Consider the following 26,156-nt stretch of genomic DNA (forward strand, 5'->3'; position numbering starts at 1 on the left):
GTAAGCAATGGCTTCGATGGGCGGACCGTCTGCGCACGGCACCTGGGGCACGCGATTCGGCTTTCTGATGGCGGCGATCGGCTCCTCGGTCGGCCTCGGGAACTTCTGGCGCTTCCCCTACACGGCCGGCGAGAACGGCGGCGCGGCTTTCGTCTTCATCTACCTGCTCTGCGTCGCATTCATCGGGCTTCCGATCCTGATCGCCGAGCTGAGCGTCGGCCGCCACGCCAAGCGTTCGGCCGTCGGCTCGGTGCGCAAGATGGCGTTCGACGCCGGCGCGCCGCAGGGATGGGCGATCGCCGGCTGGGTCGCGATGGCCGGCGCCACCATGATCCTGTGCTTCTACTCGGTGGTGGCCGGCTGGGTGTCGGCCTACGTGTTCAAGATGTTCACCGGCGCGTTCGTCGGCGTGGAGGGCGCCGAGGTCGCCTCCCGGTTCAACGATCACGTGTCCAACACCGGCGCGGTCATCGGCTGGCACTCGGTGTTCATGCTCGTCACGCTCGCAGTCGTGAGCTTCGGCGTCACCAAGGGCATCGAGCGCGTCGTCTCGGTGCTGATGCCGATCTTCTTCCTGATGCTGCTCGGCCTCGTCATCTACGCCGGCGTGGCCGGGGACATGGCGGCCGCTGCGACCTATCTGTTCGCGATCGACCTGAGCGAGGTGACCGCGGACACCGTGCTCGCCGCGCTGGGTCAGGCCTTCTTCTCGATCGGCGTCGGCGGCGCGATCATGATCACCTACGGGTCCTACCTGCCGCAGTCTGACAACCTGCCCCAGTCGGCGGGCATCATCGTCGGCGCCGACACCATGATCGCGATCGTCGCCGGCCTGGCGATCTTCCCGTTCGTGTTCGCCTTCACCGCGCTGGAGCCCGACGCCGGACCGGCGCTGTTCTTCCAGGCGCTGCCCGCCGCCTTCGCGCAGATGCCGGGCGGTCAGACCGTCGGCACGGCCTTCTTCGCGCTGGCCTTCATCGCGGCGCTGACCTCGTCGATCTCGCTGCTGCAGGTGATCGTCGCCTTCGGCGAGGAGCACACCGATTTCGGCCGCGTCGGATCGGCGGTCTTCTTCACCGCGATCGTCTGGCTCGTCGGGGTCGGGGCGGCCTATTCAGGCGACTTCTTCAACTTCCTGGACCTGATCTCGGGGCGGATCCTGCTGCCGCTGGGCGGCCTGACCATCGCCCTGTTCACCGGCTGGGTCGTCTCCAAGGCGCTCATGCAGAAGGAGCTGCCGCATGCGAGCCCGGCGGTGTTCGCCTACTGGCGCTTCGCCATCCGCTACCCGGTGCCGATCGCCGTGGCGCTGATCATCGTGACGGGTCTGGCGGCGACCTTCGGCGTCGAGCTGCCGCTGGTCGGGGGCTGAGCGCTCAGTCCAGCCGCCGGGCGAAGGCGTCGGTGGCGCGCACGAGCGCGTCGATGACGCCCGGCTCGCCGGCGGCGTGGCCGGCGTCGGGCACGATCTCCAGGCGCGCGCCGGGCCAGGCCTTCGACAGCGCCCAAGCGGTCCGCGGCGGCGTCACCATGTCGTAGCGCCCCTGGACGATCACGCCGGGAATGTCCTGGAGATGACGGGTGTCCTCGAGCAGGACGCCGTCGCGCTCGAGGAAGCCGCGATTGAGAAAGTAGTGCGTCTCGATGCGCGCCAGCGCGTCCGAGCGGCGCGGGTCCGGGGCGTCCTGCGAGCGGGACGGATCGAGACTGATCAGCGCGCTTTCCCAGCGCGCCCACTCCATGGTGTCGGCCCGGCGCGCGCGGATGTCGTCGATCATCACCCGGTCATGGTAGGCGCGGACTATGTCGTCGCGCTCGGTCGCGGACAGCCGGTCGGTCAGCCGCTCCCAGGCGTCGGGGAACAGCATGTTGGCGCCGTGACGGTAGAACCAGTCGAGTTCGAGCCGCGAGCAGGTGAACACGCCGCGCAGGATGAGGCCGAGCACGTGCTCGGGACAGCGCCGCGCATAGGCCAGCCCCAGCGTGGCGCCCCAGGATCCGCCGAAGACGAGCCAGCGATCGACGCCCAGCGCCGCGCGCAATCGCTCGAGATCGCCGACCAGCCGCTCGGTGTCGTTGGCGCGGGTCTCGGCGAAGGGGCGCGAGCGCCCGCATCCGCGCTGATCGAAGACGATGACGCGGTAGCGATCGGGATCGAAGAAGCGGCGCATCGCCGCAGCCGCGCCGCCGCCGGGGCCGCCGTGCAGCGCCACGGCGGGCACGCCGTCGGGACGTCCGCACTCCTCGTAATAGAGCGTATGGCCTTCTCCGACATCGAGCATTCCGGTCCGGAAAGGCTCGATCGCGGGATGCAATCCGATCCGTCGGGCGTGGCGATGGGCGTCCATGCGGCTGAATTTTTCCCGACGATTGCGTTTTCGCTCTTTGTATACGGGAAGATTATGCGTTTTTATTATGGGAGCAAGCGACGCAAGGGGGGCGTCGCGAATGGCGAGACTGAGGGAGTGACCACAATCGTGCGATCCGTTGCGCCGTCACTACGCGCGTGCTGCATCATCGCGTGCGCCGCGGCGCTTACCGCCTGCGCCAGCGCGCCGCTCGACCTCGCCTTCCAGCGCGAGCGCGCGGCCGCGCCCGTCGAGACCGAGCTGCGCGACGCCGCCCGCGAGATGACCGATCAGGTTGAGGCCGCCGGCTGGAGTCTTTCCGAGGACGGCGGCGTCTCCATGGGCGGTTTCCTCGATCGCCTGGTGCGCGGCGGACGGCAGGGCGCGCCGGACCAGTCGCCCGTTGAACGCTATCTGGCCGAGGCCGGCGATGCTCCGGGCCCCCGTCTCGAGGCCGACATCGCCGCGGCGTCGGCGATGAGTTCCGAGGTCGCACGCAACGCGCTCGCCGTCGCCTCGACGGGCGCGTCGCTCGACTCCGATGCGTTGGCGCGGGATATCGCGGCTGCGGAGTCCGCGCTCGGCGCGGCGCGGCGTGCACGCGCCTTCTTCGTCGAGGTGCGCGCCAGCGCGCCGGAGGGAGCGGACGCGCCGGGCCTGGAGTCCGCGCTCGTCGATCTGGACGCCTCCATCGCCGCGCTGGCGACGGCCGCCGATGCGCTCGCGGAGCGCCGCTGGGCCGGCGAAGACGCGCTGGTCGGCTAGTGGACGCCGCCGCGCCGGAATTCGATCCTCAAACGGTCAGTGGGTTCCTGGAGCCCGACGAGGGCGAGGCGCTGTTTCGCCAGGCGTCCGCCGTCGCCGCGCCGGGCGCATTCGTCGAGATCGGATCGTGGTGCGGGCGCTCGACGGTTTATCTGGGCCGCGCCGCGCGCCGGGCCGGACGCCTGGTCTTCGCCGTCGATCACCATCGCGGCTCCGAGGAGCACCAGCCCGGCGAGGGCTATCACGATCCCGAGCTGTTCGACGCCGAGCTCGGCCGCGTCGACACCCTGCCGGCGTTCCGCCGCACCATCGCGCACGCGGGCCTCGAGGACGCCGTCATCGCCATGGTGGGCGATTCCGCGGCGATCGGGCGGGCGTGGAGCGGCCCGGTGAGCTTTCTCTTCATCGACGGCGGGCACGCCATGGAGACCGCGCTGGCGGACTATCGGGCATGGGCCGGTCATGTCGCGCCGGGCGGGGTTCTGGCCATCCACGACGTGTTTCCCGACCCGGCCGACGGCGGGAGGCCGCCCTACGAGATCTGGAAGCGCGCCACGGAGTCGGACCTGTTCGAGCCGGTCGAGCGCGTCAGGTCGCTCGAATTTCTGCGGCGTCTGTGAGCCAGGCGTCGGATCGCGCGTGGCGGATCAGAAGATCCGATCCCGCGCTGAGGCCGTCGAGCGCGTCGGCGGCGAGCACCATCGCCGCCGAGGTCCAGCTCGGCCGCTCCTTCGGCCAGATCATGCCGAGATCGAACTGCCAGCCCATCCAGTAGCCCTCGGCGTCGCCCGAGAGCGGGGCGAGATCGCTGACCAGCGTCCGGGCATCGTCGACCCGGCCCACCGAGAGACAGGCCAGCGCCAGCTCCGCGGTCTCGGCGGCCGTCACCCAGGGCTCCTCGCCGACGCAGCGGCAGCCGAGATCGGCGACCACGAAGCGGTCCCAGCCGCGCGACAGGTGGGCCCGCGCCTCGAGCCCCGTCACCACGCCGGTCAGCACCGGATAGTACCAGTCCATGGCGTAGTTCGAGCGATCGACGTCGAAGCGGTCGAAGCGATCGGGCCGGTGAGCGAACGCCTCGCCGATCGCCCGGCGCGCCCGGGCCCAGTCTGTGCGCGTGCGTCCCAGCGCGTCGGCGATGCGCAGCCCGCACTCGAAACTCTTGAACAGCGAGGCGTTGCCTGCGCGCAGCGAGTCGATCGCGTGCAGCGGCTGATCGGGGTCGGGATCACGCCAGACGATGTCGCCGTGGGCGGTTTGCCGAGCGGCGGCGAAATCGAGCGCGCGCGAGACCATCGCCTCGTGACGCGCGATCAGGCGGGGCTCGTCGAGGGCGAGCGCGCAGCGCAGCACGGTCACGGCGGCGTAGCCCGCGAAATTGGTGTCCCGCGCGGTGACCGGAACTTCCGGCGGGGCGATGCGCTCGCCGGCGGCGTCCATCGGCACGCCCGCGCCGAGCTCGCCGGTCCAGCCGCCGTCGGGCTCCTGGCGGTCGGCGAGGGCGTCGAGCGCGGCGTGGACCGCTTCGGCGCGATCCGCCACGGCGAGCGCCATCGCGCACTCGCCGTGGTTCCAGGGGTCCCAGACCCCGGCCTCGATCCAGGGGATCGAGCCGTCGGCGCGTTGCAGCGCGGCGATGCGGTCGGCGCAGGCGCGCACGTCGACGCCGGCGTGGGGACGGGCCGTCATGACGCCTCCTTGGTGAAGTAGAGCGCCACGGACTTGCCCATGACGGGGTTGAGGGCGGCCTCGAGCCCGCGGGTCAGGCGCGGCGCCGACAGCAGGTCCCACTCGAGGAATTTCCGGTAGGCCGAGACCATCCGGCTCTCGTCCTGGCGGTCCCAGCGCGCGCAGCGCAGCCACCAGTAGGGGCTGTGCAGCGCATGCGCCCAGTGGCGGCGGCGGAAGGCGAAGCCGCGCTGCTCGACCGCGCGGCGCAGGCCCCGGCCCTTGAAGATGCGCACATGCCCGCCCGGCGTATTGCGATAGCCTTCCGACAGCGCCCAGCAGATCGCCTCGGGCCAGTAGCGCGGCACGGACAGCGCGAAGCGCCCGCCGGGCTTCAGCACGCGCTCGATTTCGTCGAGCGCGGCGGCGTAGTCAGGCAGGTGCTCGAGCACTTCGGAACAGATCACGGCGTCGAAGCTGGCGTCGGGGAAGGGCAGGGCCAGCGCGTCGCCGGTGGCGAACACGGCGCTGCGGGGCGGATTGTCGGGCGGGGGCGGGAGCTCGAAGAAGCCGTCGAGCGCGGCGGTCAGATCGTCGAAATCCAGATCGACGCCGACGATGTCGAGCGCGGCCTCATGCCAATAGAGCGCGTGAAGATGCCGGCCCCGGCCGCAGCCGAGGTCGAGCACCCGCTGGCCGTCGGTCAGCTCGAGGTCGTCCAGATTCAGCGTGATCATGCGTGCGCCGTCTCCTCGAGGGCGGCGTCGTAGAGCGCCATCGCGGCGGCGGCGTGGTCGCGCCAGCGGAACGCGTCGCGCGCGCGGCGGGCGCCGGCCTCGCTCATCCGCGCCTGCAGGGCGGGGTCGTCGAGGACTCGAGTCATCGCGTCGGCCAGGGCGGGCGCGTCGCCGACCGGCGTCACCAGGCCCGCGTCGCCCGCGACTTCGGGCAGCGCGCCGCCGTCGGAGACGATGACGGGCGCGCCGCACGCCATCGCCTCGGCGGCGGGGAAGCCGAAACCCTCGAACCGCGAGGCCGACACGAACACGGTCGCGCGGCGATAGAGATCGGCCACCGCCTCGCGGCTCAGACCGGAGACGAAGGCGACGCGATCGACGAGGCCGGTGCGCTCGAGCATGCGCTTCGTCGGCCCCTCGCGCAGCGCGCCGATCACGGTCAGGCGCAGATCGGGCCGGTCGGGCGCGACCAGCGCCAGCGCCGAGACGATCACGTCCAACCCCTTGATCGGGACGTCGGCGCTGGCCAGCGCGACGAGATGGTCGGCCTCGCGCGGCGTCGCCGGATCCGGCCGGAAGCTGTCATGGTCGATGCCGTTGTGGGCGACGGCGATCTTCGCGGGATCGACGCCGCAGCGCTCGGCGTAGCCGCGCCGGGCGGCTTCGGAGACGGAGAGGAAGCGCGGCAGGCGCCGCGCGGTCGCGGCCTGGGTGTCGACGAAGTCGTGCCAGCGCTGCGTCAGAAGGCGTTTCCACCAGCGATCGGCGCCGGCGACGGCGAAGTCCCGGTCGATCGCGATCGGGTGATGCAGGGTGGTGATCACCGGCATGCGGCGACTGATTTCGACCATGCCCGGCGCCAGGGTCTGGTTGTCGTGAACGACGTCGAAGCGATCGCCCTCGCGGCGCAGGAATTCGTCGAGGCGCCGGGCGAAGGCGGTCATCTCGCCGAACGCGCCGGTGTTGTGGGCGAGCCATTCGCCGCGATCGGCGCGCGATCTCAGATGCCGCCAGCGCAGCGCGAGGAAGGCGTTGTCCTCCGCGAAGAGATCGAGCGAAGGCAGCTTGATCAGCTCGACGCCGGGGACGAGGTCGGGCCAGGGCGGCCCGGAGGCGACGCTGACCTCGCAGCCGGCCTCGGCCAGCGCGCGCGACAGCTCGCGCACATAGACGCCCTGGCCGCCCACGTGCGGGGCGGACCGGTAACTCGAGACCAGCACCCGCCGCGGCGGAGTCCGCTCGGCGAGAGAGGCCGCGTCGGGGGCTGCGTCGAGGGCGTCCTTCATCGGTCGGGCAAGCTAGACCGGGCGCCTGCCCGGGCCAAGCGGAAACGGCCGCGCCGACAGGGCTAGGCGCGGCGCCCGGCCCGCGTTACACGCCGGTCATGCCGGACCGCGGTCTCCTGTTCTCGCCCGCCTTTCGCTTCGCGCTGTTCTACGGCGCGTTCTATCTCGGCTTCGGCGCCTATCTGCCTTACATGCCCGTCTGGTTCGAAAGCCGCGGGCTGAGCCCGGAAATGATCGGCGCGGCCGCGGCCGCGGGCATGGCCGGGCGTGTGCTCGCCGCGCCGCTGGGCGCGCTCTGGTCGGACCGGGCGCCGCGCCGGCGGGATTCCGTGATCGCGTTCGCCGCCGCCGCGCTCCTGCTGCTGCTGGCCTTCGAGCCCGCCCGGTCGCCCTGGCTGATTGTGGCGCTCGCCGGCCTGGCCGGCGCGGCGGTGACCGGCGTCATTCCGCTCATCGACGCCTTCGCCATGGGCGAGGCGCGCCGCGTCGGATTCGCCTTCGGGCCGGCGCGCGCGATCGGTTCGGCGACGTTCATCGTCGGCAATATCGGCTGCGGCGCGCTGATCTCGCGCCTTGGCGGCGAGGCGGCGCTCGCCTGGGCGGCCGCCGGCGCGGGAGCGGCGCTGCTCGCGGCGATCGCCCTGCCCGCGGGCCGGCGGGAGGCGGGGGCGCCGCGCCCGTCGGCGTTTTCCGGCGCAAGCGCCTTGCTGGGCGGCGGGCTGCCGCTCGCCTTCGCCGCCTCGGCGCTGATCCAGGGCGCGCACGGCTTCTATTACGGCTTCTCCGCGGTGGCCTGGCGGGCGCAGGGCGTTTCCGGCGAGGCGGTGGGCGCGCTGTGGGCGACGGGCGTCGCCGCGGAGATCGTCTTCTTCGCGCTGTCGACGCGCGTTTTCCGGCGTTGGAGCCCGGCCGGGCTGATGGCGCTCGGCGGCGCGGCGTCTCTCGCGCGATGGGGACTGCTCGCGCTGTCGCCGCCGCTCGTCCTGCTCTTCCCGCTTCAGTGCCTGCACGCCTTCACGTTCGCGGCGACCTATCTGGGTTTCCTGCGCCATGCGAGCGCGCATGCGCCCGAGCGCTTCGCCGCGACCGCCCAGGCCATCAATTCGGCGCTGTCGGGCGGGCTCGTCCTGGCCGGCGCCACGCTGGCCTCGGGAATCGCGTATGGTGCGTTCGGAGCAGGGGGATTCGCGCTGATGGCGGCGCCGGCCGGGGTCGGACTCGGGCTGGCGCTGGTCCTGGCGAGGCGTGGCGCCAAGGCGTCATAATTGCGCCCTTGGCAGGGTTAACCGTTCCAAATGCTTGGGCGGACGCGCGAAACAGGGGATAACGCCGTCACCCTGCGAGGGAGAATGCATGGGCGCGCGGCGTCTAAACAGCGACCGGAACGCCGGGTTCTCGACCCGCCGCGAGGACGGCCGGACGATCCTCGATCCGCGCGGCGACTGGACCGTGGAAACGATCGGCGCGTTCGACGGGGCGGTTCACGAGGTCGAGGAGACCGTCGATCCCGGGGACATCGTGATCGATCTGACGGGGCTGGAGCGGATCGACACCGCCGGCGCCTATCTGCTCGGCCGCGCGCTCAGACGCTGCGACGATCCCGATTCCGATCGCCATTTCCTCGGCGAGCATCGCACCGCCCGGCGGCTCGTCCGCGAGGTGCGAGAGCGCACGAAGCCCACGCCGCCGCCGGAGTCGGGCCGGGCCGGGGTCATCGACGTGCTCGCCCGCATCGGCGAGGGCATGGAGAATTTCTGGGACGAGGTCGTCGACACGTTCGCCTTTTTCGGGCGGATGGTCACCACAGCCGCGGCGTCGGCGATCCGCCCCCTCCGGCTGCGCTGGACGGCGACGGTCTATCTCATGGAGACGGTCGGGGTGAACGCCCTGCCGATCATCGCCGTGCTCGCCTTCTTCATCGGCGCGGTGGTCGCCTATATCGGCGCCAACCTGCTCGAGACATTCGGCGCGTCGGTCTTCACCGTCGAGCTGGTCGGGATCGCGGTGCTGCGCGAGTTCGGCGTGGTCATCACCGCGATCATGCTCGCGGGCCGATCGGATTCGGCGTTCACCGCCGCCATCGGCTCGATGAAGATGCAGCAGGAGATCGACGCGATGAAGGTGATCGGTCTCGATCCCTACGAGGTGCTGGTCCTGCCCCGCGTCATCGCCTGCATCGTGATGGCGCCGCTGCTCACCTTTGCGGCGATGCTGTCGGGCATATTCGGCGGCATGATGGTGAGCTGGAGCGCGCTCGACATCTCGCCGAGCTTCTTCATCCTCCGCATGCAGGACACGCTCGACTGGACGCATTTCATGGTCGGCCTGTCCAAAGCGCCCGTGTTCGGGCTGGTGGTCGCGATCATCGGCTGCCGGCAGGGCATGAAGGTCGGCGGTGATGTGGAGAGTCTCGGATCGCGCGTGACGGCGTCGGTGGTGCAGTCGATCTTCGCCGTCATCGTGATCGATGCGCTGTTCGCGATGATGTACCTGGAGCTCGACATATGAGCGACGACCTGCTCATCGAGGTCCGGGGGCTGCGCTCCCAGTTCGGCTCGCACGTCGTTCATGACGGGCTCGACCTGGAGGTCCGCCGCGGCGAGGTGCTCGGCATCGTCGGCGGTTCGGGTTCGGGCAAGTCCGTGCTCGTGAACACCATTCTCGGGCTCAAGGAGCCCGACGGCGGCGAGATCTATTTCGACGGCAAGCCCATGTCGCGCATGAAGGCGGCCGATCGCCGCCAGCTCGAGCGGCGCTGGGGCGTGCTGTTCCAGGGCGGCGCGCTGTTCTCCTCGTTGACGGTGAAGGAGAACGTGATGACGCCGCTGCGCGAGCACATCTCGATGCCGCTCTCGCTGATGGGCGAGATCGCCGACCTTAAGATCGGCCTCGCGGGGCTCGGCCCCGAGGCGGCGGGCAAGTACCCGTCCGAGCTGTCGGGCGGGATGAGAAAGCGCGCCGGCATCGCGCGGGCGCTGGCGCTCGATCCTGATACGCTGTTCCTTGACGAGCCGACCTCGGGCCTCGACCCGATCTCGGCGGCCCAGTTCGACGATCTGCTGAAGGAGCTGGCGGCGACCCTGGAGCTGACGGTGGTGATGATCACGCACGATCTCGACACCCTGCACGCCGTCTGCGACCGCGTCGCGGTCATCGCCGACAAGCGGATCGTGGCGACGGCGCCGCTGGACCAGCTGGTCGAGTACGATCATCCCTGGATCCAGCAGTATTTCGGCGGTCCGCGCGGTCGCGCGGTGCTGAGAACCTGAAGCCGAGGAGAGGAGGGGAGCGATGGAGACGAAAGCGCATCACGCCCTGGTCGGGTTTTTCGTGGTCTTCCTCGCGACGGCGGGGTTGTTCTTCTTCCTGTGGCTGGCGCAGGTCTCGTTCGATCGGGAGTTCAAGGAATACGACGTCGTCTTCGAGGGGCCGGTGCGCGGTCTGCGCACCGCCTCCGAGGTTCGGTTCAACGGCATCCAGGTCGGCGAGGTGACCGATCTCGGCCTCAATCCGGAGAACCCAGGCGAGGTCATCGCGCGGATCCGCGTCGACGAGACGACCCCGGTCAAGGCCGACTCCTTCGCCCAGCTCGAGCCGCAAGGCCTCACGGGGCTGTCCTATATCCAGGTCTCCAGCGGATCGCCCGGCGCCGAGCTGCTGGAGGGCCGGCCGGGCGACCGGCCGCCGCGGATCTATGCGCGCCAGGCTCAGCTCGAGGGGCTGGTGGAAGGCGGCGAGACGCTGCTGGAGAACGCCCAGATCGTGGCGACTCGGGTGACGCGTCTTCTCAGCGACCAGAATCTCGAGAGCTTCACCAACACGATGAACAATCTGGAGACCCTGTCGGCCCAGCTCGCCGAGAACGACGAGATGATCACCGAAATGCGCAGCGCGATCCGTCGCTTCGACCAGGCCGCCGTCGACATCCAGGCCGCCGCCGCGGAGATCGAGCAATTCGGCGTCACCACCGAGGCCTTCCTCATCGACGAGGTCGGGCCGATGGTCGAGGAGACCGAGGCCGCCTCGATCGCGGTGAACCAGGCCTCGACCGAGACCTATGAAAGCGTGCTCCGGCTGCGTCCGCACGTGGAGGCGTTCGCCGAGGAAGGGCTGGGCGATCTGACCGCGGCGGCCGGCGATCTCCGGCGGCTGGTCTCGGTGCTCGAGCGTATCGCCGTGGAGCTCGAGGAAGACCCGGCCGGCTTTGTCGGCCGGTCGCGCGGAGAGGAAGTGGAGGTGCCGCAATGATCCGGATTTCGACTCGCGTCGCGGCGGCGTGCCTGTCGCTGGCCGCCGCCGCTGCGCTCCCGGGATGCATTTCGCTCCTCCCGGAAAGCGAGCCGCGGATGATCTACCGCCTCGCCGCGCCCGAGGAGGCGCGTGAGGTCGCGACGCGTCTGGAGGGCGCTTCGACGGTCGCGGTGCGGGAGCCGATCGCGCCGCGGGCGCTGGCGGGGAATCGGATCGCGCTGATGCGCGAGGGTCGCATCGCATACCTGAGCGGAGCCGACTGGATCTCGCCGGTTCCGCGGATGGTTCACGCGATGATCCTTGACGCGTTCAACGCCGACCAGGCGGATGTGGCTGCGGTTCGCCCCGAGGAGGGCGTGCTGGCGGGCTACGACCTCAATCTCGAACTGCGCCGGTTCGAGGCGGTCTATGACGGCGGCTCCGGCGACGCGCCGCTCGTGATGATCAGGCTCCGGGCCCGCATCGTGGATTCCGGCGACCGGACGCTCGTCGCAGGCCGCTTGTTCGAGCAATCCCGGCGGGCCTCGGCGAACCGGCAGGGCGCCATTGTCGACGCCTTCAGCGAGGCGGCGTGGCTGATGTCGGAGGAGCTGGCCGCGTGGACCGCCGACGAGGTCGTCGCGGCCGGCCAAACGCCGCCGACCGACCCGGACGAGCCCGAAAGCGTGATCAGGTGAAGCGGGAGCCGGTTCACCGGTTCGATCGCGCGGTCACGGGAAATGCTGAAGCGGCGTCGAGCCCGCGCGAAGCGATCCGGCGCTAGCGTCCGCGCTTCCGGCGGCGTGATCCGGGATCGTCCTCGGCGCGGTCGTCCTTCGCGGAGGCCTCGGCTGCGGCTTCGCTGACCTCGTCGTCTTCGGGCGCCATGTTCGCCAGCAGGTCGCGCCAGCGCCAGCCGCGGTCTCCCTCGGAGTCCTGGCTGTCGGAGGCGGCCGGCCGCTCGTCGGGTTCGGCCTTCGGCGCCGGCTTGCCGGTGCGCGGCGTCTCGTCGGCTTTCGCCGCCGCCGGCGATTCCGGCTCCGCGGGCGTATCGCGTTCCCGCCCGCGTTCCTCGCGCTCCGGCCGGGGCCGGCGCGCGCTGAGCGGGTCGGGCAGCTCGTTCGAGGCGATGTCGAGGGGCCGGCGCCCGCTCGCCACGGAGCCCATCCGCAGCATGAAGTCGGACAGCAGCTCGTAGTTCTGCCGGATCCGCGCCTGGAACATCGAGTCGACTTCGCGGGCGTTCTCGGCGGCTTCCTCGGCGGAGGCGTTGAGCTTCGTCAGGCCTTCGCTGAGCGCGCGCTCGATCTCTTCGGCGGCCTTGCGGGCGGAGTCCGGCGCGGTGTCGAGCCGGCTGCGCAGGCCGGACAGGAGCTCCTCGACGCGCTCGCTCTCCGCGCGGGCCGCCTCGAGCGTCTTTTCCAGGCGCTGGCGGACGGTCTCGCTGGCGGAGTCGGCGGCTTCGCCGGCCTTCGCCGTCAGCGTCTCGGCCTCCTTCAGGCGGGCCTGGAAGGACTCGTCGGCGCGGCGGGCGGCTTCGAAGCCGGCCTCGCTGACGCGCTCGAGCGAGGCCTTGGCGGAGTCGGCCTGGTCGTTGAAGCGTTTGGCGGAGTCGTCGGCGGCGTCGCGGGCGGCGTCGGCGGCGGCCTTCAGCCGCGCCAGCGCGTCCTCGTGGGCGCGCGCGGCGGCGTCGCTCTCCTCGCCGATGGTCTCGGAAAGATCCTTCGCCCGGGCGATCGCCTTCTCGACGGCGTCGATGAAGACCTTCCCGCTCTGCTCGGCGGCCGACTTGAGCGTGTCGGCGCCCTCGTGGGCCGTGGTCGTCATCGTCTCCAGCTCGGCGCGGTGGAAATCCAGCGCCGCGGCGATCTTCTCCTGCTCCTTGCGCAGCACCTCGCTGGCCTCGGTGAGGCGGTCGCGGTGCTTCAGGTAGGCGGCCTCGAGGCCTTCGGAGCGCATCTTCAGCGTATCGGAGAAGTCGCGCAGCTCGCTGGTGCGCGCATCCAGCGCGAGGGCGACCTTGTCGCCGGACTCCTCGATATCGGCGCCGGCCGCGGCGAGGCGGTCGGCGCCGGAACGGATTCGGCGTTCGCTTTCGTCGGCCTTGGACTCGGCGAGCTCGGCGGCGGCGGCGACCATCTTCGACTGGTCCTGGATCGCCGCGGCGATCAGGGCGGCCTTGTCGTCGAGCGTCTCGGCGATGTCGGAGAGGCGCTCGCGTTCCTTGCGCAGCGCGCTCACCAGCGTCTCCGTGCGATCGCGGGCGCTGCCGGCGGTCTCCTCCAGCGTGTCGGCGTGATGGGCGATGACCTCCTCCATCGCCGCCAGCCGCGCGAGCGCGCTCTCCATCCCTGAATTGACCCGGTCGATCTCGACGCTGACCGCGTCGGCGAGGCTGCGCATTTCGCTCTCGGCCAGGTCGGCCGGCGCGGCCAGCCGCGTCAGCGCGCGGTCGACGCGGGCGGCGCGGCCCGCGGCGCGCGCGACCTCGCGGCCGAGAAATCCGGCGAGCAGGAAGAGCAGGGCCGGCGCCCCGGCGAACACGCCGAGCCCGGCGAGCTGGGTCGCCGACAGGCTGCCGATGTCGTCGATCACCCAGCCGGCGAGATAGGCCGCCGCGCCGCCCATCCAGAGCAGGGCGAAGGCGACGCCGGTGAAGGCCAGCCATCCGCCGCCGGAGGGCTTCTCCTCGGCCGCCGGCTGATCGGCCACGGTTCGGCGTATCCGGTCGATCGCGCCGCCCTCGGCTTTCGCGAAGGGCGCCGGGGCGGATCCGCCGGCCTCGGTCTGATCGGAATCCGAGCGGGTTGAGAGATCGTCTGCGGCCATGAAGCCTCGCCTTGCGAAATCGCCGCGCGACAGGCCCGCGCGCGCACCGGTCATCGAGGATCCGGAGCAGCGCCGCGCATCCACGGCGTAGCCCTTCTTTTTAGGCGGACAGGCGGAGGATTTAAAGCCGCTAGATCGAGCTCGACCGCGCCGCGGCGGAACGGTCGCCGCCGCCGCCGCAATCCGAAAGCGTCCGGAGGCTCGCGCGCGGCGCGCTTTCCGCGCCGCCATCCCGGATGAAGAATTCGGCCGTCGCCTCGCCGTCCTCGGTCCAGGTCAGCTGATGGATCTCGTACTGACGCACCGGCTGGACGGCTGCAGCCGAGCAGTCGTCGCCCGCGTAGTCCAGGCCGAGCAGCGAGAACGCGCCGGCGGCGATCGCATGCAGGACGTCGATGAGGAGGCGCAGCATCGCCCACACTCCCGTAAGGGTTTCCTCCGCTTATGCGCGCCTCGCCGCGCGCTTGCAAGGTTTCGCTCGCCCGAGGCCCATGAAATCTTCGTAAGGCGGAGACCGTTGCGCGCTTGCCAGCATGCGCGACGCGTCGGTAGTTTCGTCCCATCGGTCTGGGGAAGGCGGACATCTTATGAGCACGACCATCGCCCCGGTGAGCGCCGCGGCGCGGTTCGAGAGCCTCGACGCGCTGCGCGGGGTCGCGGTGCTCGGCATTCTCATGATGAACGTCCAGGCGTTCCTCATGCATCCGAACGCCTACCAGTATCCGCCGGCCCACATGGATCTGTCCGGCGCGAACGAGACGGTCTGGTTCCTCTCCCACGTCTTCTTCGAGATGAAGTTCATCACGATCTTCTCCGCGCTGTTCGGCGCCGGGATCGTGCTCATGGTCGGCGAGGCCTCCGACGCGCCGCTCGGGCTTCATTACCGGCGCATGATCTGGCTGCTCGGCTTCGGTCTCGTCCACGCCTACGCGTTCTGGTACGGCGACATCCTCGTATCCTACGCCGCCGTCGGCATGGTCGCGGTTCTGTTCCGCGCCATGCCGGCCTCCAAGCTGATCCTGTGGGGCGCGTTCTGGATCGCCGTGACCGGCCTGTTGATGCTGGTCTTCTTCGGGGCCTTCGCGCTTTCTCCCGAGACGCTGGACCCGGTGGAGACCGGCATGGCGCCGTCGGCCGAGGACCTTGCCCACTGGGTGGCGGCCTACCAGGCCGGATTCTGGGCGCGCCTGCCGGGCAACGCCGTCTTCGCCCTGTTCGGCGAGCTGTTCAGCCTGACACTGCTGGCCGGCCGCCTCGTCGGCGTGATGTTCGTCGGCATGGCGCTGTTCAAGACCGGCTTCCTGACGCTGCAGTGGCGCGCGCGCGCCTACGCCGCCGGCGCGGCGATCGGGCTCGGAATCGGCCTCCCGCTCGTCTGGTTCGGGGGGCGTCACGCGGTCGCGTCGCAGTTCGCGCTCGACGAAATGTGGGTGCACATGGCGACCAACTATTTCGGCAGTCTCGCCGTCGCGTTCGGCTACGCCGCCTTGATCATGCTCGTCTGCAAGCCCGGCTGGCTGCGACTTGCGCGTCTGCCGTTCGCCGCGGCCGGCCGGATGGCGTTCACCAACTATCTCACCCAGACCCTGATCATGACCTTCATCGCCGTCGGCGGGATCGGCCTGGGCTATTACGGCCGGGTCGAGCGGATCGACCAGGTCAAGATCGTGCTCGCCGTGTGGATCGTGCAGCTCGTCGTCTCGACCCTCTGGCTGCGCTTCTTCCGCTTCGGCCCGTTCGAATGGGCCTGGCGGTCGCTGAGCTATGGCCGGGTTCAGCCCTTCCTGAGGGATGACGCCGAGCGCAGCGGCTGATCACGCCTCGGCGGGCGCGTCGGGCTGGTTCGACGGATGGGCCTTCTCGAACTCGGGCAGGGCCGAGGCGGCGGCGTCGGCGGCGACCAGGCGGGGATAGGCGTCGAGATCCACGCCGAACCGGCGCGCATTGTACATCTGCGGCAGCAGGTAGATCTCCGCCATCGTCGGGCCGTCGCCGAACAGGAAGCCGCGCTTCCCATCGCCGGCCGCGGCGAGGCGCTCGAGCGCGGCGAAGCCGGTCTCGATCCAGTGCCGAGCCCAGGCCAGCGCGCCGTCCTGGTCGACGCCGTAATCGGCGCGCACCTTCTTCAGCACGCGCAGGTTCTGCAGCGGATGGATGTCGCAGCCGATGGCGGCGGCGAAGGCGCGCACGCGGCTGCGTTCGATCGGGTCGGCGGGCAGGAGCGGGCGATCGGGCCAGGTCTCCTCGATCCATTCGAGGATGGCCGGGCTCTGGGTCAGAACGGCGCCGCCGTATTCGAGCGCCGGCACGAGGCCCTGCGGATTGCGCGCCTTGTAGGCGTCGCCGGACTGCTCGCCCTCGACCAGATTGACCGGGACATAGTCGTAGGCGACGCCCTTCCAGTTGAGCGCCAGGCGGACGCGATAGGTCGTCCCCGAGCGGAAATAGCCGTGCAGCACAGGTTTCATGAGGAATGGCCTCCGCATCCGCCCGACGGGAACGCCGGGCCCGTGAAACTAGTTACAAATGATACTAATTAGTGTATCGACGATGCGAAACGCCGACGGGGCGATCAAGCCCCGCCCGAACGCCGCGAGAGGAGCACGCCATGGCCGATCTGTTCGAAAACCCGCTCGGCACCGACGGGTTCGAGTTCGTCGAGTACACTCATCCCGAGCCGGAGAAGCTCGATGCGCTGTTCCGCAAGCTCGGCTTCACGCCCGTTGCGACGCACCCGACGAAGGACATCGTTCGCTACAAGCAGGGCGACATCAGCTTCCTGGTCAATCGCGAGACGTCGGGCCAGGCCGCCGAGTTCCGCAAGGCGCACGGCCCGTCGGCCAACGCCATGGCGTTCCGCGTCAAGGACGCCAAAGAGGCCTACAAGAAGGCGCTCGAGCGCGGGGCCGAGCCGTTCGGCGAAGGAATCTGGACCGACGGCGAGACCGTGCCGGCGATCAAGGGCATCGGCGGATCGGTGCTCTATCTCGTCGACACGTACGGCGACGAAACGATCTATGACGACTGGAAGCCCACCGGCGAGACCGACGCGGGGGGCGTCGGCCTCGAGGTGCTCGACCATCTCACGCATAACGTCCATTTCGGCAACATGGACAAGTGGGCGAGCTTCTACGAGAACGTCTTCAACTTCCGCGAAATCCGCTATTTTGACATCAAGGGCCAGCACACCGGGCTCAAGTCGCGGGCCATGACCGGTCCGTGCGGCAAGCTGAAAATCCCGCTCAACGAGTCCTCCGACGACCAGTCGCAGATCGCGGAATACCTGCGCGATTACAACGGCGAGGGCATCCAGCACATCGCTCTGACGACGCCGCGGATCTATTCCACCGTCGAGGAGATGCGCGACAAGGGCGTCGACTTCCAGGACACCCCGGAGACCTATTACGAGCTGGTCGACGAGCGGGTGCCCGGCCATGGCGAGGACCTGGAGCGCCTGGAGAAGAACCGCATCCTCATCGACGGCGACGTGGAGAGCGAGCAGGGCCTGCTGCTGCAGATCTTCACCACCAACGCCATCGGCCCGATCTTCTTCGAGATCATCCAGCGCAAGGGCAATGAGGGCTTCGGCGAGGGCAACTTCAAGGCGCTGTTCGAGTCGATCGAGCTCGACCAGATCCGCCGCGGCGTGATCAAGCCGAAGACGGAAGACACGCCGGCCGAGTGATGGCGAAAGACGCCCCGGACGCTGCCGCAGGCGCAGGCGCGGACGAGCCCGCCCTGCGCCTGCCGGACTATCTGCCCTACCGGCTGTCGGTGGCGTCTAACCAGGTCTCGCGGCTGATCGCGCGCGCCTACCAGGACCGCTTCGGGCTCTCGATCTGGGAGTGGCGCGTCATCGCCGTGCTCGGCGCCGGCGAGGCGCTCACCGCCCAGGCGATCTGCGAGGCGACCGCGATGGACAAGGTGTCGGTCAGCCGGGCGATCCGCTCGCTCGACGACCGGGGCCTCGTCGCGCGCACGCCGCAGGAAGCCGACCGGCGCGCCTCGGACGTCTCGCTCACGGACGCCGGACGGGCGGTCTACGCCGAGATCGCGCCGCTTGCGCTGGTCTATGAACAGGCGCTGCTGGAGGGCTTCTCCGAAACCGAGCGCGAAATGCTCGACGGCCTGCTGACGCGGCTCGAGGAGCGCGCCGCCTCGCTCGCGTCCGAGGGCGGTCCGTCGGACGACCCGAGCGGCCTCAGCCGGCGACCACCAGGCTCAGCCACTGCGCGATGAGGGCGGGGCTCTCGGAGTCCTCGATTTCGACGACGCAGTCCTGCTGGATCTGAACCTGGCCGGCCCGGCGCTCCTCGGCGCGGGCGAGCGTGAACTTGCCGCGGATGCGCGCGCCGACAGGCACGGGGGTGAGAAAGCGCACCTTCTCGAAACCGTAATTGACGCCGATCGCGCCGTCGGGAAACGGCGGCAGCGCCTGGGCGGCGAAGTGCGACATCAGCGACAGCGTCAGGAAGCCGTGGGCGATGGGGCCGCCCCACGGCGTCTCCCTGGCCGCCCGCTCCGGGTCGACGTGGATGAACTGGTGATCGAGCGTGGCGTCGGCGAAGGCGTTCACCCGCTCCTGGTCGACGCGGAGCCAGTCGGAAACATTGGTCTGACCGATCCGGTCGGCGTAGGCGGCGACGAGACTCATGGTTGCAATCGGAGAGGCGTTCCCCGTCCGCGTCAAGCCGCCTTGTGCGCCGGCCTCAACCGCGTCGGCGCAGGCGCCGCGCCAGCAGCGCGCATCCCGCGGCGCCGGCGAGCAGGCCGAGCGGCGTCAGGTCTGTGGCGTGAAATTCCGCGCCGCGAATATCCGCGAGCATCACCGACAGCGCGCCCGCGGCGGCGAGCTGAATCCAGACGACCGCGGACAGTACAAGCGAAATCAGGCTTTCCATCGAATTTTCCCCCTCACACCCCGCCGCATTCGTTAACCGATGACGAATTACTTGTAAACAATTCGCTTCTGTCGCGATTTGGTCAGGATTTCGTTAACCGCGCTTCGCCTTGGCGCTCAACGACCGCCCGATTCGTCCAACCCCGCGTTAACGGTCGGCGTGATCCGATGGGGCCTTCCAGGAGGATCCCGATGTCCGCACCCGTCCTCGATCGCGAGCATCTCGCGCGCTACACCGACGGCGACGCCGCCCTCGAGGCGGAGCTGTTCTCACTGCTTCGTGGCCAGATCGAGGCGTGCTCGGCCCGGTTGACGGCCGCTGGCGACGACGCGGACGCGTGGCGGGACGCGGCCCACACGCTCAAGGGCGCGGCGCGCGGGGTCGGCGCGATGGCGCTCGCCGACGCGTGCGAAGCCGCCGAGGACAAGCCGCAGGACGAAGCCGCGTGCGCCGCGGTGCGGGCCGCCGCCGATGCGGCGGTCGCGGCGATGGACGCGGCGTCGTCCGCGCCGGGTAGGAACAAGGCGGCCGGATGACGGCGCCTACTGCGTCTGACCGCCGGCCTGTCTGCGCCGGGTCTCGTAGGCGGCGCGGCGTTCCTCCAGCCGCGGCCTGACGGCCTCGCGTTCGGCGTCGGTCATCTTCGTCCAGCACCCCAGCTCGTCGAGCGTGCGGAAACAGCCGACGCAGGTGCGCGTCGCCGGATCGACGAAGCACACCTGTATGCAGGGCGACCAGATCGGTTTCGACATGATGCGAAGATGAGGCGGCGGCGCGGCCGCTGCAAGCGCTGGCGGATCAGTCGCTCCGCCGCGGGAACAGCTTGGTGCGCAGCCAGCCGAGCGTGGAGTTGCCGGCGAGCTCCTCGCGATAGGCGGCGTCCATGAAGCGGTCGAGCCCGGTCGGATCGCCGAGCATGTCGAAGCGCGTGCGGAACGGGCCGTCGGGATCGAGTTCGCCGACCTTGCGCGCCGGGACCCCGGCGACGACCGTGTTGGCGGGCACGTCCTTCACCACGACGGCGCGGGCGCCGACGACGCTGTTCTCGCCGATGGTCACGCCCTTGCCGACGAAGGCGCCGTCGCCGATCCAGACATTGTTCTCCAGCGTCACCGGCTTCCAGTCCGGCGCCGGGTCGACGCGGTCATAGAGGCCGTGCCAGTCGCTGTCGGTGACCGTGGCGTTGCGCGCGAACAGGCAGGAATCGCCGATCTCGATGGAGCCAGCCGCGAGCAGGCGGACCCCGCCGGCGAAGAAGCAGGCGTCGCCGATGGCGATGCGGCCGGGCGCGTCCTTCGGCGACCAGACGGTGAAGCTCACCGCCTGGTCGTGGCGGGAGACGATATGGATCGACCGCCCCGCGGTGACGTTCGGGCCGAACACCTCGACATTCCAGGGCCGCACGACCTTGGCGTGCTCGCCCAGCGCGTCGAAATGGGGCGCGAGGAAGCGCCGCGCCCACCAGTTCTCGTAGGCTTCCCAGAGGGAATGCATCCAGTAAGGGCGGTGGTCTCGGCGCATGGGAAAGGCTAGATCGAAGGCGTTATGAGCGAAGATCCCATCCAAGCCGCGATTCTGCGCCTCGTCGAGCAGCGCGGGCCCGAAAAGTCGATCGATCCGGCGGAAGCCGCGCGCGAGGCCTTTCCCGAGGACTGGCGCGACCGCGTGCGCGCGGTGCGCGCCGCGGCGATCGGGCTGGCCCGGCGCGGCGAGGTGGTGATCCTCCGCAAGGGCAAGCCGGTCGACCCCGACTCCTTCAAGGGCGTCTACCGCATCGCCGCGCCGCCGGAGGCCTCCAAAGACGGCGATGGCTGAGGACTTCGCCGCGCTCAAGACCGAGATCCGCGCCTGCACGGTCTGCGAGCCCGACCTGCCGCGCGGCGCCCGGCCGATCATCCGCGGCGCGGCGACGTCGCGCATCCTCGTCGTCGGCCAGGCCCCGGGCGTGCTCGCCCACGAAAGCGCGACGCCGTTCAACGATCCGTCGGGGCGGCGCCTGCGCGCCTGGATGGGGGTGAGCGACGCCGAGTTCTACGACGAGGCGCGCGTGGCGATCGCGCCGATGGGCTTCTGCTATCCCGGCCAGGACGCGCGCGGCGGGGATCGGCCGCCGCGGCCGGAATGCGCGCCGCTCTGGCAGGCCCGCGTGCGCGCTGCGCTGCCCGCCCTCGAGCTCACCGTGCTCGTCGGCGCCCACGCCCAGCGCTTTCATCTCGGCCGGCGGGCGAGGCGGACCCTCACCGAGACGGTGCTGCACTGGCGAGAGTGCTGGCCCGAATTTATTGCGCTGCCGCATCCCAGCTGGCGGAACAACGCCTGGCTGAAGCGAAACCCTTGGTTTGAGGCGGATGTTCTTCCCGCCCTCCATTCTCGCGTTCGCAGCATTCTCGAACGGGCCGAATGAGACGCGCGCACAGGTGACCGCGGCGCGCTTGCGCCGGGCAGTCTGAGCGGGTATCCCCTCCGCCGTCCGCAGGACGGACCCCGGAGAAACACGCCGCCGCAAGAGCGGAAGCTCCGGAGAAGCCTCGCGAAAAGCCGCTTGAAGGACTCCCCGCTCATGAGCGTGTTTGAAAATCCCGCCTTCGACAATCACGAGAAAATTCTCTACGCGACCGACGAGGCCACCGGCCTCAAGGCCATCCTCGCCGTTCACTCGACGGCGCGCGGCCCGGCGGTCGGCGGTTGCCGGATGTGGAAGTACGACACCTCCGACGACGCCGTCACCGACGTGCTCCGTCTGTCCCAGGGCATGAGCTACAAGAACGTCATGGCCGACCTGCCGATCGGGGGCGGCAAGAGCGTCATCATCCGTCCCGAAGGCGATTTCGACCGCGTCGCGCTGTTCGAGGCCTTCGGCCGCGCCATCGAGGCGCTCAACGGCAACTACATCTCCGCCGAGGACGTCGGCGTCGGTCCGGACGACATGGTCGCCGCGCGTCGCTCGACCCGCCATGTCGTCGGCCTGCCCGAGGGCACGGGCGATCCTTCGCCGACGACGGCCAAGGGCGTCTATCTGGGCGTCCGGATCTGCGTCGATCGCGGTCTCGGCAAGCAGGACCTCAAGGGCGTGAAGGTCGCCGTGCAGGGCGCGACCGGCCATGTCGGCCACTACCTCGTCGACCATCTCGCCGAGGCGGGCGCGGAACTCTTCCTGTCGGACATCAACGAGCAGCCCCTCAGGGAGCTGGCCGAGCGCCACGGCGCGACGGTGGTGGGGACCGACGAGATCTACGACGTCGACGCCGACGTGTTCGCCCCGTGCGCGCTGGGCGCGGTGATCAACGAAAAGACGATCGACCGGCTCAAGGTGAAGGTCGTCGCCGGCGCGGCGAACAACCAGCTGTCCACGCCCGAGATGGGCGCCGAGCTGCAGAAGCGCGGCATCCTCTACGCGCCGGACTACGTCATCAACGCCGGCGGCATCATCAACGTGATGGGCGAGATCGATCCCAAGCTCGACGCGCGCTGGGTCGAGGGGAAGCTCGACGGTCTGCAGCGCACGCTCGCCGAAGTGCTCGACAAGGCCGAGCGCGAAGGCCGGCCGGCCAATGTGGTCGCCGACGACATTGCGCGCCAGCGCATCGAGGAAGCCCGCGCCGCCAAGCAGGAAGCCGCCTGATCAGTCCTTCGTGACGCTGGCGAAACGCGCGTCCAGGCGAAGCCGGACGGCGTCGCCGGCGCGCGCGGTTTCGGTGACCGGCGCGAGCGCGCGCACCACGCGTCCGTTCTCCAGCCGGCAGACCAGCCAGACCGACCCGCCCGCGGGCCGGCGCTCCACGATGTCGGCCAGCACGCCGGCGTCGGCGGCGCGGCCGACGATCACGCCCTCCGGCCGGACGAGCACCTTGACGGAGTCGCCGTCGGAGAACCCCTTCGCCTCGACCGGGCCCAGCGGGGTTTCGGCGCGGCCGTCGGCGACGCGGGTCTCGAACACCTCGAGATCGCCGAGCAGATGGCCCGCCGTCTCGCTCACCGGCGCCAGATAGAGCGCCTCGGCCGGACCGGACTGGATGATGCGGCCCGCGCTCATCAGCGCGATCTCGTCGGCGACCGCCATCGCCTCCTCGGCGTCGTGGGTGACGATCAGTGAGGCCGTCTCGGCCTGCCTGAGCGCGTTGAGCGTCGTGTCGCGCAGCGTTCGCCGCAGGCGCCGGTCGAGGCCGGAGAACGGCTCGTCCAGCAGCACCACGTCGGGGTCGGGCGCCAGCGCGCGGGCCAGCGCGACGCGCTGCTGCTCGCCGCCGGACAGCTCGTGGGGATAGCTCCCCGCGCGGTCGCCGAGCTCGACGGACTCCAGCCGCGCCCGGGCCCGATTCCGGCGGGCCTCGCGGGACAGTCCGCGCAGGCCGAAGGCGACATTGTCCAGCGCGGTGAGATGGGGAAACAGCGCATAGTCCTGGAACACGACGCCGCAGCGCCGCGCCTCCGGCGGCAGATGCGCGCCGGGGCCGCTCCACGGCTGGCCGCCGAACCGGATCTCGCCGGATTCGAGTGTCTCCAGCCCCGCGATCGCGCGCAGGAGCGTCGACTTGCCCGAGCCCGAGGGGCCCAGCAGGGCGGTCACGCGCCCGCAGGTCAGGCGCAGGTCGGCGGCGTCGACGGCGGGCCGGTCCGGCGCGAAGCTGACCGTCGCCGCGGCGACTTCGAGACGGGCGCCTTCGATCATCCCGGATCCCCCAGGCCGGCGGCGTCGGGCGCGCGCAGGCGCTCCTCGCGCGTGATGCGCCGGGCGATCCAGATCATCGGCCCGAGCGCGAGCAGCGCCAGCAGCACGGCCGGCGCGGCGGCCTCGCCGAGGCGTTCGTCGGAGGCGTAGTTATGCGCGGTGACGGCGAGCGTCGAGAAGTCGAAAGGCCGCAGGATCATCGTCGCCGGCAATTCCTTGAGCGTCTCGACGAAGACGAGCAGGCCGGCGAGCAGGATCCCCGGCGTGATCAGCGGACGGTGCACCCGCCAGGCGATCTCGCGCGGTCCCGCGCCCAGCGTGCGCGCCGCGCCGTCGAGCGTCGGCGTGACGCGGGACAGCGCGGTCTCCGCCGGGCCGATCGCGGCGGCGGCGAAGCGGGACTGGTAGGCGAAGACCAGCGCGACGACCCCGCCGCCCAGAAGCAGCGGGAACTGGGCGCCGAGGAGCGCCCCGGCGACGGCGTCGAGCCCGGTCTGCAGCCAGCCCAGCAGCGCCAGCACGCCGACCGCGGCGACCGCGCCCGGCACGGCGTAGCCGAGGCCCGCCAGGCGGGCCGCGGCGACGGCGCGACGCCGGCCGCTGCGCAGGGCGTACGCCGCGGCCAGGCCCAGCCCGGCCGCGATGGTTCCCGAGATCGCCGCGAGCATGAGCGAGTTCGACGCCGATGCGGCGAGGTCCGTGGCGATCGGGGCGTTCAGGGCGCGCCAAGCGAGCCGGCCGAGCGGGATCAGCAGCCCCAGAAGGAGCGGGACGGCGCACATGCCGGCGACGGCCCAGCCGCGCCCGCCGGCGAGACGGACCCGCCGGGCGGGGCGGCGGCGTCCCGAGGCGGCCGATCGGCGCGCGCGGCGGCGCTGCGACCGTTCCAGATAGAAAAGCAGAAAGGCGAAGGCCACGAGGATCATCGCGATGCGCGCGGCGTCGGCGGTCGAACCTTCGCCGGCCCAGGCCCGGATGAGCCCGACCGAGAGCGTCGGCGCGCCCAGATGCACGACCGCGCCGTAATCGGCCAGCGTCTCCATGATGACCAGCGCGAGCCCGGCGGCGACGGCCGGGCGCGCCATCGGCAGGGCGGCGCGCAGGAAGGCGTCGCGCGGTCCCGAGCCCAGCGTGCGGGCGGCCTCGTAGGCCTCCGACGACTGGCCGGCGAAGGCCTCGCGGGCCAGCAGGTAGACATAGGGGTAGAGGGTGAAGCCGAAGATCAGCCCCGCCCCGAGCGGGCCGCGCACGGTGGGAAACCAGGCCGGCAGCGGTCCGGCGACCTGGGTGAGGTCGTACCAGCCATAGGCCGCCGCATAGGCGGGCATCGCCAGCGGCAGGGCGAGCAGCCACTCGAACGCGCGGCGGCCGGGGAAGGCGTAGCGCGCCACGAACCACGCCGTGCTCGCGCCCCCGGCGCCGGCGGTGGCGGCGGCCACCAGCGTCACCGCCGCGGTGTTGGCGAGATAGTCGGGAAGCCGCGTGCGCGCGATGTGGAGGATGTAGTCGGTCCAGGGCCCGGCGACCGCGATCACGGCGACGGCGATCAGCGGGGCCGCGCAGATCAGCGCGGCGGCCGCCGCCGGCCAGACCGGGTCGAAACCCGATCGCCGATCGCGCGTCGCCGCGCCCGCCGCGGCGTCGTTCACGGCCATCCGACGCGGTCGAAGATGCGCTGCGCCTCGGCGGCGTTCTCGCCCAGCGCGACCACGTTGACCGTGTCGGCGGCGAAGGGCGCGTAGGCCGAAAGGACCGGGTTGTCGTAGGCCGCATCCTCGACGGCGGGGAACTCGCTGGTGCCCTCGGCGAAGATGCGCTGGGCCTCGTCGCTGAGGAGATAGGCGAGGAATTCGCGCGCGGCCTCGGGGTGCGGCGCGCCCGCGGCCATCCCCGCTCCGGAGACGTTCACATGGGTTCCGCGCCCGGCGAGGCTGGGGAAGGACAACGCGACCGCGTCAGCGACGTCCTGATCGGCCGGATCTTCGGAGCGGGCCAGTCGCGCGTAGTAATAATGGTTCACGATCGCGACATCGCACTGGCCCGCCGCGACGGCGCGGATCTGGTCGGTGTCGCCGCCCTGCGGCGGACGCGCGAAATTGTGAACGACGCCGTCGGCCCAGGCCTCGGCGGCTTCGACGCCCTCGGCGGCGATCATCGCGGCGAGCAGGGACTGGTTGTAGACATTGTTCGACGAGCGCACGCAGACTCGGCCGCGGAAGCGCGGATCGGCGAGCGCCTCGTAGGTCGCGACATCGGACGCGTCGACGCGGTCCGGCGCATACGCGATGACGCGGGCGCGGACAGAGAAACCGAACCAGTCGCCGTCGGGATGGCGGAGATTCGACGGCGCGCGCGCGAGCGCGCCGCCCAGGTCGCCGGCGGGCTGGAACAGGCCGGCCTGCTCGGCGCGGTGAAGCCGGCCTGCATCGACGGTGACGATGATGTCGGCGGGCGAGCGGTCGCCGGCGGTGCGCACGCGTTCGATCAGGAGATCGCCGGGCGCCTCGATGACGTTGACCTCGATGCCGGTGGAGTCGGTGAAGGCGGCGTAGACCGTTTCGTCGGCCGGGTAATGCCGGGCCGAGAACACGTTGACTTCACGCGCCTCTTCGGAGTCCGGCGCGCCGCAGGCGGCGGCGAAACCGGCCGCGGCGGCGAGACCGAGTCGGCGAACGATACGGAGCATGGCGGCGATCCTTCCTCGCGCTCGGCGCCGCTCGGCG

29 protein-coding genes are annotated in these 26,156 nt (G+C 70.8%); 15 read left to right on the forward strand and 14 right to left on the reverse strand.

Going from position 1 to position 26,156, the window contains the following annotated elements:
• The first annotated feature begins 7 nt into the window (after positions 1-7).
• Complete coding sequence (locus DDZ18_RS10185) at positions 8-1,372, forward strand: sodium-dependent transporter (RefSeq protein WP_109253284.1); 1,365 nt, start codon at positions 8-10, stop codon at positions 1,370-1,372.
• Positions 1,373-1,376: 4 nt separating this feature from the next.
• Here DDZ18_RS10185 and pip read toward each other — a convergent pair whose 3' ends face one another.
• Complete coding sequence (gene pip, locus DDZ18_RS10190) at positions 1,377-2,348, reverse strand: prolyl aminopeptidase (protein WP_109253285.1); 972 nt, start codon at positions 2,346-2,348, stop codon at positions 1,377-1,379.
• A 129-nt stretch (positions 2,349-2,477) separates the two neighbouring features.
• Between pip and DDZ18_RS10195 the strand changes: the two genes are divergently transcribed.
• Both DDZ18_RS10195 and DDZ18_RS10200 read left to right on the forward strand, forming a co-directional pair.
• Complete coding sequence (locus DDZ18_RS10195) at positions 2,478-3,113, forward strand: hypothetical protein (protein WP_146190658.1); 636 nt, start codon at positions 2,478-2,480, stop codon at positions 3,111-3,113.
• The gene (locus tag DDZ18_RS10200) at positions 3,113-3,733 is read left to right on the forward strand and encodes a class I SAM-dependent methyltransferase (protein ID WP_109253287.1); all 621 of its coding nucleotides are present in this window, start codon (positions 3,113-3,115) and stop codon (positions 3,731-3,733) included. The genes DDZ18_RS10195 and DDZ18_RS10200 overlap by 1 nt, the downstream gene beginning before the upstream one ends.
• On the opposite strand, the gene DDZ18_RS10205 is transcribed toward DDZ18_RS10200, so the two are convergent.
• Genes DDZ18_RS10205 through DDZ18_RS10215 form a run of 3 tightly spaced genes read right to left on the reverse strand, consistent with a single transcriptional unit; the run spans position 3,702 to position 6,804 of the window.
• Complete coding sequence (locus DDZ18_RS10205; RefSeq protein ID WP_109253288.1) at positions 3,702-4,802, reverse strand: prenyltransferase/squalene oxidase repeat-containing protein; 1,101 nt, start codon at positions 4,800-4,802, stop codon at positions 3,702-3,704. The two genes, DDZ18_RS10200 and DDZ18_RS10205, sit on opposite strands and share 32 nt — an antisense overlap.
• Positions 4,799-5,518 carry a class I SAM-dependent methyltransferase gene (locus DDZ18_RS10210; RefSeq protein WP_109253289.1) on the reverse strand — a complete coding sequence of 240 codons (720 nt, stop codon included), beginning with the start codon at positions 5,516-5,518 and terminating at the stop codon, positions 4,799-4,801. The genes DDZ18_RS10205 and DDZ18_RS10210 overlap by 4 nt, the downstream gene beginning before the upstream one ends.
• Positions 5,515-6,804, reverse strand: coding sequence for a glycosyltransferase family 4 protein (locus tag DDZ18_RS10215; protein ID WP_109253290.1), 1,290 nt, complete (start codon positions 6,802-6,804; stop codon positions 5,515-5,517). Before DDZ18_RS10215 ends, DDZ18_RS10210 begins: the two co-directional genes overlap by 4 nt.
• Before the next feature lie 98 nt (positions 6,805-6,902).
• Between DDZ18_RS10215 and DDZ18_RS10220 the strand changes: the two genes are divergently transcribed.
• The 5 genes from DDZ18_RS10220 (at position 6,903) to DDZ18_RS10240 (ending at position 11,732) form a co-directional block, all read left to right on the forward strand.
• Positions 6,903-8,069 carry an MFS transporter gene (locus tag DDZ18_RS10220; protein ID WP_109253291.1) on the forward strand — a complete coding sequence of 389 codons (1,167 nt, stop codon included), beginning with the start codon at positions 6,903-6,905 and terminating at the stop codon, positions 8,067-8,069.
• Positions 8,070-8,157: 88 nt separating this feature from the next.
• Entirely contained in the window at positions 8,158-9,312 is a 1,155-nt protein-coding gene (locus DDZ18_RS10225; protein WP_109253292.1) for an ABC transporter permease, read from the forward strand.
• Complete coding sequence (locus DDZ18_RS10230; RefSeq protein ID WP_109253293.1) at positions 9,309-10,073, forward strand: ABC transporter ATP-binding protein; 765 nt, start codon at positions 9,309-9,311, stop codon at positions 10,071-10,073. The genes DDZ18_RS10225 and DDZ18_RS10230 overlap by 4 nt, the downstream gene beginning before the upstream one ends.
• A 22-nt stretch (positions 10,074-10,095) precedes the next feature.
• On the forward strand, positions 10,096-11,052 hold the full coding sequence (locus DDZ18_RS10235; RefSeq protein ID WP_109253294.1) for an MlaD family protein: 957 nt from the start codon (positions 10,096-10,098) through the stop codon (positions 11,050-11,052).
• Positions 11,053-11,150: 98 nt separating this feature from the next.
• Positions 11,151-11,732, forward strand: a complete 582-nt coding sequence (locus tag DDZ18_RS10240) for an ABC-type transport auxiliary lipoprotein family protein (RefSeq protein ID WP_158272128.1) — start codon at positions 11,151-11,153, stop codon at positions 11,730-11,732.
• 82 nt (positions 11,733-11,814) lie between these two features.
• Here DDZ18_RS10240 and DDZ18_RS10245 read toward each other — a convergent pair whose 3' ends face one another.
• Together DDZ18_RS10245 and DDZ18_RS10250 are read right to left on the reverse strand one after the other, a co-directional pair.
• Positions 11,815-13,917, reverse strand: coding sequence for a hypothetical protein (locus DDZ18_RS10245; protein WP_109253296.1), 2,103 nt, complete (start codon positions 13,915-13,917; stop codon positions 11,815-11,817).
• Between the two features lie 76 nt (positions 13,918-13,993).
• On the reverse strand, positions 13,994-14,275 hold the full coding sequence (locus DDZ18_RS10250; RefSeq protein ID WP_109253297.1) for a hypothetical protein: 282 nt from the start codon (positions 14,273-14,275) through the stop codon (positions 13,994-13,996).
• Positions 14,276-14,450: 175 nt separating this feature from the next.
• On the opposite strand from DDZ18_RS10250, the gene DDZ18_RS10255 reads away from it, so the two are divergent.
• The gene (locus tag DDZ18_RS10255; protein ID WP_158272129.1) at positions 14,451-15,677 is read left to right on the forward strand and encodes a DUF418 domain-containing protein; all 1,227 of its coding nucleotides are present in this window, start codon (positions 14,451-14,453) and stop codon (positions 15,675-15,677) included.
• On the opposite strand, the gene maiA is transcribed toward DDZ18_RS10255, so the two are convergent.
• Positions 15,678-16,331 carry a maleylacetoacetate isomerase gene (maiA, locus tag DDZ18_RS10260; RefSeq protein WP_109253299.1) on the reverse strand — a complete coding sequence of 218 codons (654 nt, stop codon included), beginning with the start codon at positions 16,329-16,331 and terminating at the stop codon, positions 15,678-15,680. It lies immediately after the preceding gene.
• A 140-nt stretch (positions 16,332-16,471) separates the two neighbouring features.
• Here maiA and hppD point away from each other — a divergent pair, with 140 nt between their 5' ends.
• Positions 16,472-17,548, forward strand: a complete 1,077-nt coding sequence (hppD, locus tag DDZ18_RS10265) for a 4-hydroxyphenylpyruvate dioxygenase (protein WP_109253300.1) — start codon at positions 16,472-16,474, stop codon at positions 17,546-17,548.
• On the forward strand, positions 17,548-18,102 hold the full coding sequence (locus DDZ18_RS10270; protein WP_109253301.1) for a MarR family winged helix-turn-helix transcriptional regulator: 555 nt from the start codon (positions 17,548-17,550) through the stop codon (positions 18,100-18,102). Before hppD ends, DDZ18_RS10270 begins: the two co-directional genes overlap by 1 nt.
• Here the strand turns inward: DDZ18_RS10270 and DDZ18_RS10275 are convergent.
• Together DDZ18_RS10275 and DDZ18_RS10280 are read right to left on the reverse strand one after the other, a co-directional pair.
• The gene (locus DDZ18_RS10275; RefSeq protein ID WP_109253302.1) at positions 18,065-18,517 is read right to left on the reverse strand and encodes a MaoC family dehydratase; all 453 of its coding nucleotides are present in this window, start codon (positions 18,515-18,517) and stop codon (positions 18,065-18,067) included. The two genes, DDZ18_RS10270 and DDZ18_RS10275, sit on opposite strands and share 38 nt — an antisense overlap.
• Positions 18,518-18,572: 55 nt before the next feature.
• On the reverse strand, positions 18,573-18,764 hold the full coding sequence (locus DDZ18_RS10280; protein WP_109253303.1) for a hypothetical protein: 192 nt from the start codon (positions 18,762-18,764) through the stop codon (positions 18,573-18,575).
• A gap of 191 nt (positions 18,765-18,955) precedes the next feature.
• On the opposite strand from DDZ18_RS10280, the gene DDZ18_RS10285 reads away from it, so the two are divergent.
• Positions 18,956-19,300: an Hpt domain-containing protein gene (locus DDZ18_RS10285; RefSeq protein ID WP_109253304.1), complete on the forward strand. Its 345-nt coding sequence runs from the start codon at positions 18,956-18,958 to the stop codon at positions 19,298-19,300.
• Positions 19,301-19,306: 6 nt separating this feature from the next.
• Here DDZ18_RS10285 and DDZ18_RS10290 read toward each other — a convergent pair whose 3' ends face one another.
• The gene (locus DDZ18_RS10290; protein ID WP_109253305.1) at positions 19,307-19,516 is read right to left on the reverse strand and encodes a DUF1289 domain-containing protein; all 210 of its coding nucleotides are present in this window, start codon (positions 19,514-19,516) and stop codon (positions 19,307-19,309) included.
• 46 nt (positions 19,517-19,562) lie between these two features.
• Positions 19,563-20,285 (reverse strand): acyltransferase, encoded by a 723-nt coding sequence (locus DDZ18_RS10295; RefSeq protein WP_109253306.1) that lies wholly within the window; start codon positions 20,283-20,285, stop codon positions 19,563-19,565.
• A 24-nt stretch (positions 20,286-20,309) separates the two neighbouring features.
• Here DDZ18_RS10295 and DDZ18_RS10300 point away from each other — a divergent pair, with 24 nt between their 5' ends.
• From DDZ18_RS10300 to DDZ18_RS10310, 3 genes are all read left to right on the forward strand, one after another.
• On the forward strand, positions 20,310-20,579 hold the full coding sequence (locus tag DDZ18_RS10300) for a DUF3253 domain-containing protein (protein WP_109253307.1): 270 nt from the start codon (positions 20,310-20,312) through the stop codon (positions 20,577-20,579).
• Positions 20,572-21,168 carry a uracil-DNA glycosylase family protein gene (locus DDZ18_RS10305; protein WP_109253308.1) on the forward strand — a complete coding sequence of 199 codons (597 nt, stop codon included), beginning with the start codon at positions 20,572-20,574 and terminating at the stop codon, positions 21,166-21,168. The genes DDZ18_RS10300 and DDZ18_RS10305 overlap by 8 nt, the downstream gene beginning before the upstream one ends.
• Before the next feature lie 156 nt (positions 21,169-21,324).
• The gene (locus DDZ18_RS10310) at positions 21,325-22,386 is read left to right on the forward strand and encodes a Leu/Phe/Val dehydrogenase (protein ID WP_109253384.1); all 1,062 of its coding nucleotides are present in this window, start codon (positions 21,325-21,327) and stop codon (positions 22,384-22,386) included.
• On the opposite strand, the gene DDZ18_RS10315 is transcribed toward DDZ18_RS10310, so the two are convergent.
• Genes DDZ18_RS10315 through DDZ18_RS10325 form a run of 3 tightly spaced genes read right to left on the reverse strand, consistent with a single transcriptional unit; the run spans position 22,387 to position 26,119 of the window.
• Entirely contained in the window at positions 22,387-23,433 is a 1,047-nt protein-coding gene (locus DDZ18_RS10315; protein ID WP_109253309.1) for an ABC transporter ATP-binding protein, read from the reverse strand.
• Positions 23,430-25,088 (reverse strand): ABC transporter permease, encoded by a 1,659-nt coding sequence (locus tag DDZ18_RS10320; RefSeq protein ID WP_109253310.1) that lies wholly within the window; start codon positions 25,086-25,088, stop codon positions 23,430-23,432. The genes DDZ18_RS10315 and DDZ18_RS10320 overlap by 4 nt, the downstream gene beginning before the upstream one ends.
• On the reverse strand, positions 25,079-26,119 hold the full coding sequence (locus DDZ18_RS10325) for an extracellular solute-binding protein (protein ID WP_109253311.1): 1,041 nt from the start codon (positions 26,117-26,119) through the stop codon (positions 25,079-25,081). Before DDZ18_RS10325 ends, DDZ18_RS10320 begins: the two co-directional genes overlap by 10 nt.
• Positions 26,120-26,156: the final 37 nt, after the last annotated feature.

Source organism: Marinicauda salina, assembly GCF_003122085.1.
Lineage (GTDB): Bacteria > Pseudomonadota > Alphaproteobacteria > Caulobacterales > Maricaulaceae > Maricicauda_A > Maricicauda_A salina.

Excerpts from the sequence above, each read along its gene's own strand:
- maiA (WP_109253299.1), bottom strand. The coding sequence starts at position 16,331 with ATGAAACCTGTGCTGCACGGCTATTTCCGCTCGGGGACGACCTATCGC.
- DDZ18_RS10185 (WP_109253284.1), top strand. The coding sequence starts at position 8 with ATGGCTTCGATGGGCGGACCGTCTGCGCACGGCACCTGGGGCACGCGA.
- DDZ18_RS10250 (WP_109253297.1), bottom strand. The coding sequence starts at position 14,275 with ATGCTGCGCCTCCTCATCGACGTCCTGCATGCGATCGCCGCCGGCGCG.
- DDZ18_RS10325 (WP_109253311.1), bottom strand. The coding sequence starts at position 26,119 with ATGCTCCGTATCGTTCGCCGACTCGGTCTCGCCGCCGCGGCCGGTTTC.
- DDZ18_RS10240 (WP_158272128.1), top strand. The coding sequence starts at position 11,151 with ATGATCTACCGCCTCGCCGCGCCCGAGGAGGCGCGTGAGGTCGCGACG.
- DDZ18_RS10255 (WP_158272129.1), top strand. The coding sequence starts at position 14,451 with ATGAGCACGACCATCGCCCCGGTGAGCGCCGCGGCGCGGTTCGAGAGC.
- DDZ18_RS10235 (WP_109253294.1), top strand. The coding sequence starts at position 10,096 with ATGGAGACGAAAGCGCATCACGCCCTGGTCGGGTTTTTCGTGGTCTTC.
- DDZ18_RS10280 (WP_109253303.1), bottom strand. The coding sequence starts at position 18,764 with ATGGAAAGCCTGATTTCGCTTGTACTGTCCGCGGTCGTCTGGATTCAG.
- DDZ18_RS10210 (WP_109253289.1), bottom strand. The coding sequence starts at position 5,518 with ATGATCACGCTGAATCTGGACGACCTCGAGCTGACCGACGGCCAGCGG.
- DDZ18_RS10290 (WP_109253305.1), bottom strand. The coding sequence starts at position 19,516 with ATGTCGAAACCGATCTGGTCGCCCTGCATACAGGTGTGCTTCGTCGAT.
- DDZ18_RS10310 (WP_109253384.1), top strand. The coding sequence starts at position 21,325 with ATGAGCGTGTTTGAAAATCCCGCCTTCGACAATCACGAGAAAATTCTC.
- DDZ18_RS10220 (WP_109253291.1), top strand. The coding sequence starts at position 6,903 with ATGCCGGACCGCGGTCTCCTGTTCTCGCCCGCCTTTCGCTTCGCGCTG.
- DDZ18_RS10215 (WP_109253290.1), bottom strand. The coding sequence starts at position 6,804 with ATGAAGGACGCCCTCGACGCAGCCCCCGACGCGGCCTCTCTCGCCGAG.
- DDZ18_RS10305 (WP_109253308.1), top strand. The coding sequence starts at position 20,572 with ATGGCTGAGGACTTCGCCGCGCTCAAGACCGAGATCCGCGCCTGCACG.
- DDZ18_RS10270 (WP_109253301.1), top strand. The coding sequence starts at position 17,548 with ATGGCGAAAGACGCCCCGGACGCTGCCGCAGGCGCAGGCGCGGACGAG.
- DDZ18_RS10320 (WP_109253310.1), bottom strand. The coding sequence starts at position 25,088 with ATGGCCGTGAACGACGCCGCGGCGGGCGCGGCGACGCGCGATCGGCGA.
- DDZ18_RS10315 (WP_109253309.1), bottom strand. The coding sequence starts at position 23,433 with ATGATCGAAGGCGCCCGTCTCGAAGTCGCCGCGGCGACGGTCAGCTTC.
- pip (WP_109253285.1), bottom strand. The coding sequence starts at position 2,348 with ATGGACGCCCATCGCCACGCCCGACGGATCGGATTGCATCCCGCGATC.
- DDZ18_RS10230 (WP_109253293.1), top strand. The coding sequence starts at position 9,309 with ATGAGCGACGACCTGCTCATCGAGGTCCGGGGGCTGCGCTCCCAGTTC.
- DDZ18_RS10300 (WP_109253307.1), top strand. The coding sequence starts at position 20,310 with ATGAGCGAAGATCCCATCCAAGCCGCGATTCTGCGCCTCGTCGAGCAG.
- hppD (WP_109253300.1), top strand. The coding sequence starts at position 16,472 with ATGGCCGATCTGTTCGAAAACCCGCTCGGCACCGACGGGTTCGAGTTC.
- DDZ18_RS10245 (WP_109253296.1), bottom strand. The coding sequence starts at position 13,917 with ATGACCGGTGCGCGCGCGGGCCTGTCGCGCGGCGATTTCGCAAGGCGA.
- DDZ18_RS10225 (WP_109253292.1), top strand. The coding sequence starts at position 8,158 with ATGGGCGCGCGGCGTCTAAACAGCGACCGGAACGCCGGGTTCTCGACC.
- DDZ18_RS10275 (WP_109253302.1), bottom strand. The coding sequence starts at position 18,517 with ATGAGTCTCGTCGCCGCCTACGCCGACCGGATCGGTCAGACCAATGTT.
- DDZ18_RS10205 (WP_109253288.1), bottom strand. The coding sequence starts at position 4,802 with ATGACGGCCCGTCCCCACGCCGGCGTCGACGTGCGCGCCTGCGCCGAC.
- DDZ18_RS10285 (WP_109253304.1), top strand. The coding sequence starts at position 18,956 with ATGTCCGCACCCGTCCTCGATCGCGAGCATCTCGCGCGCTACACCGAC.
- DDZ18_RS10295 (WP_109253306.1), bottom strand. The coding sequence starts at position 20,285 with ATGCGCCGAGACCACCGCCCTTACTGGATGCATTCCCTCTGGGAAGCC.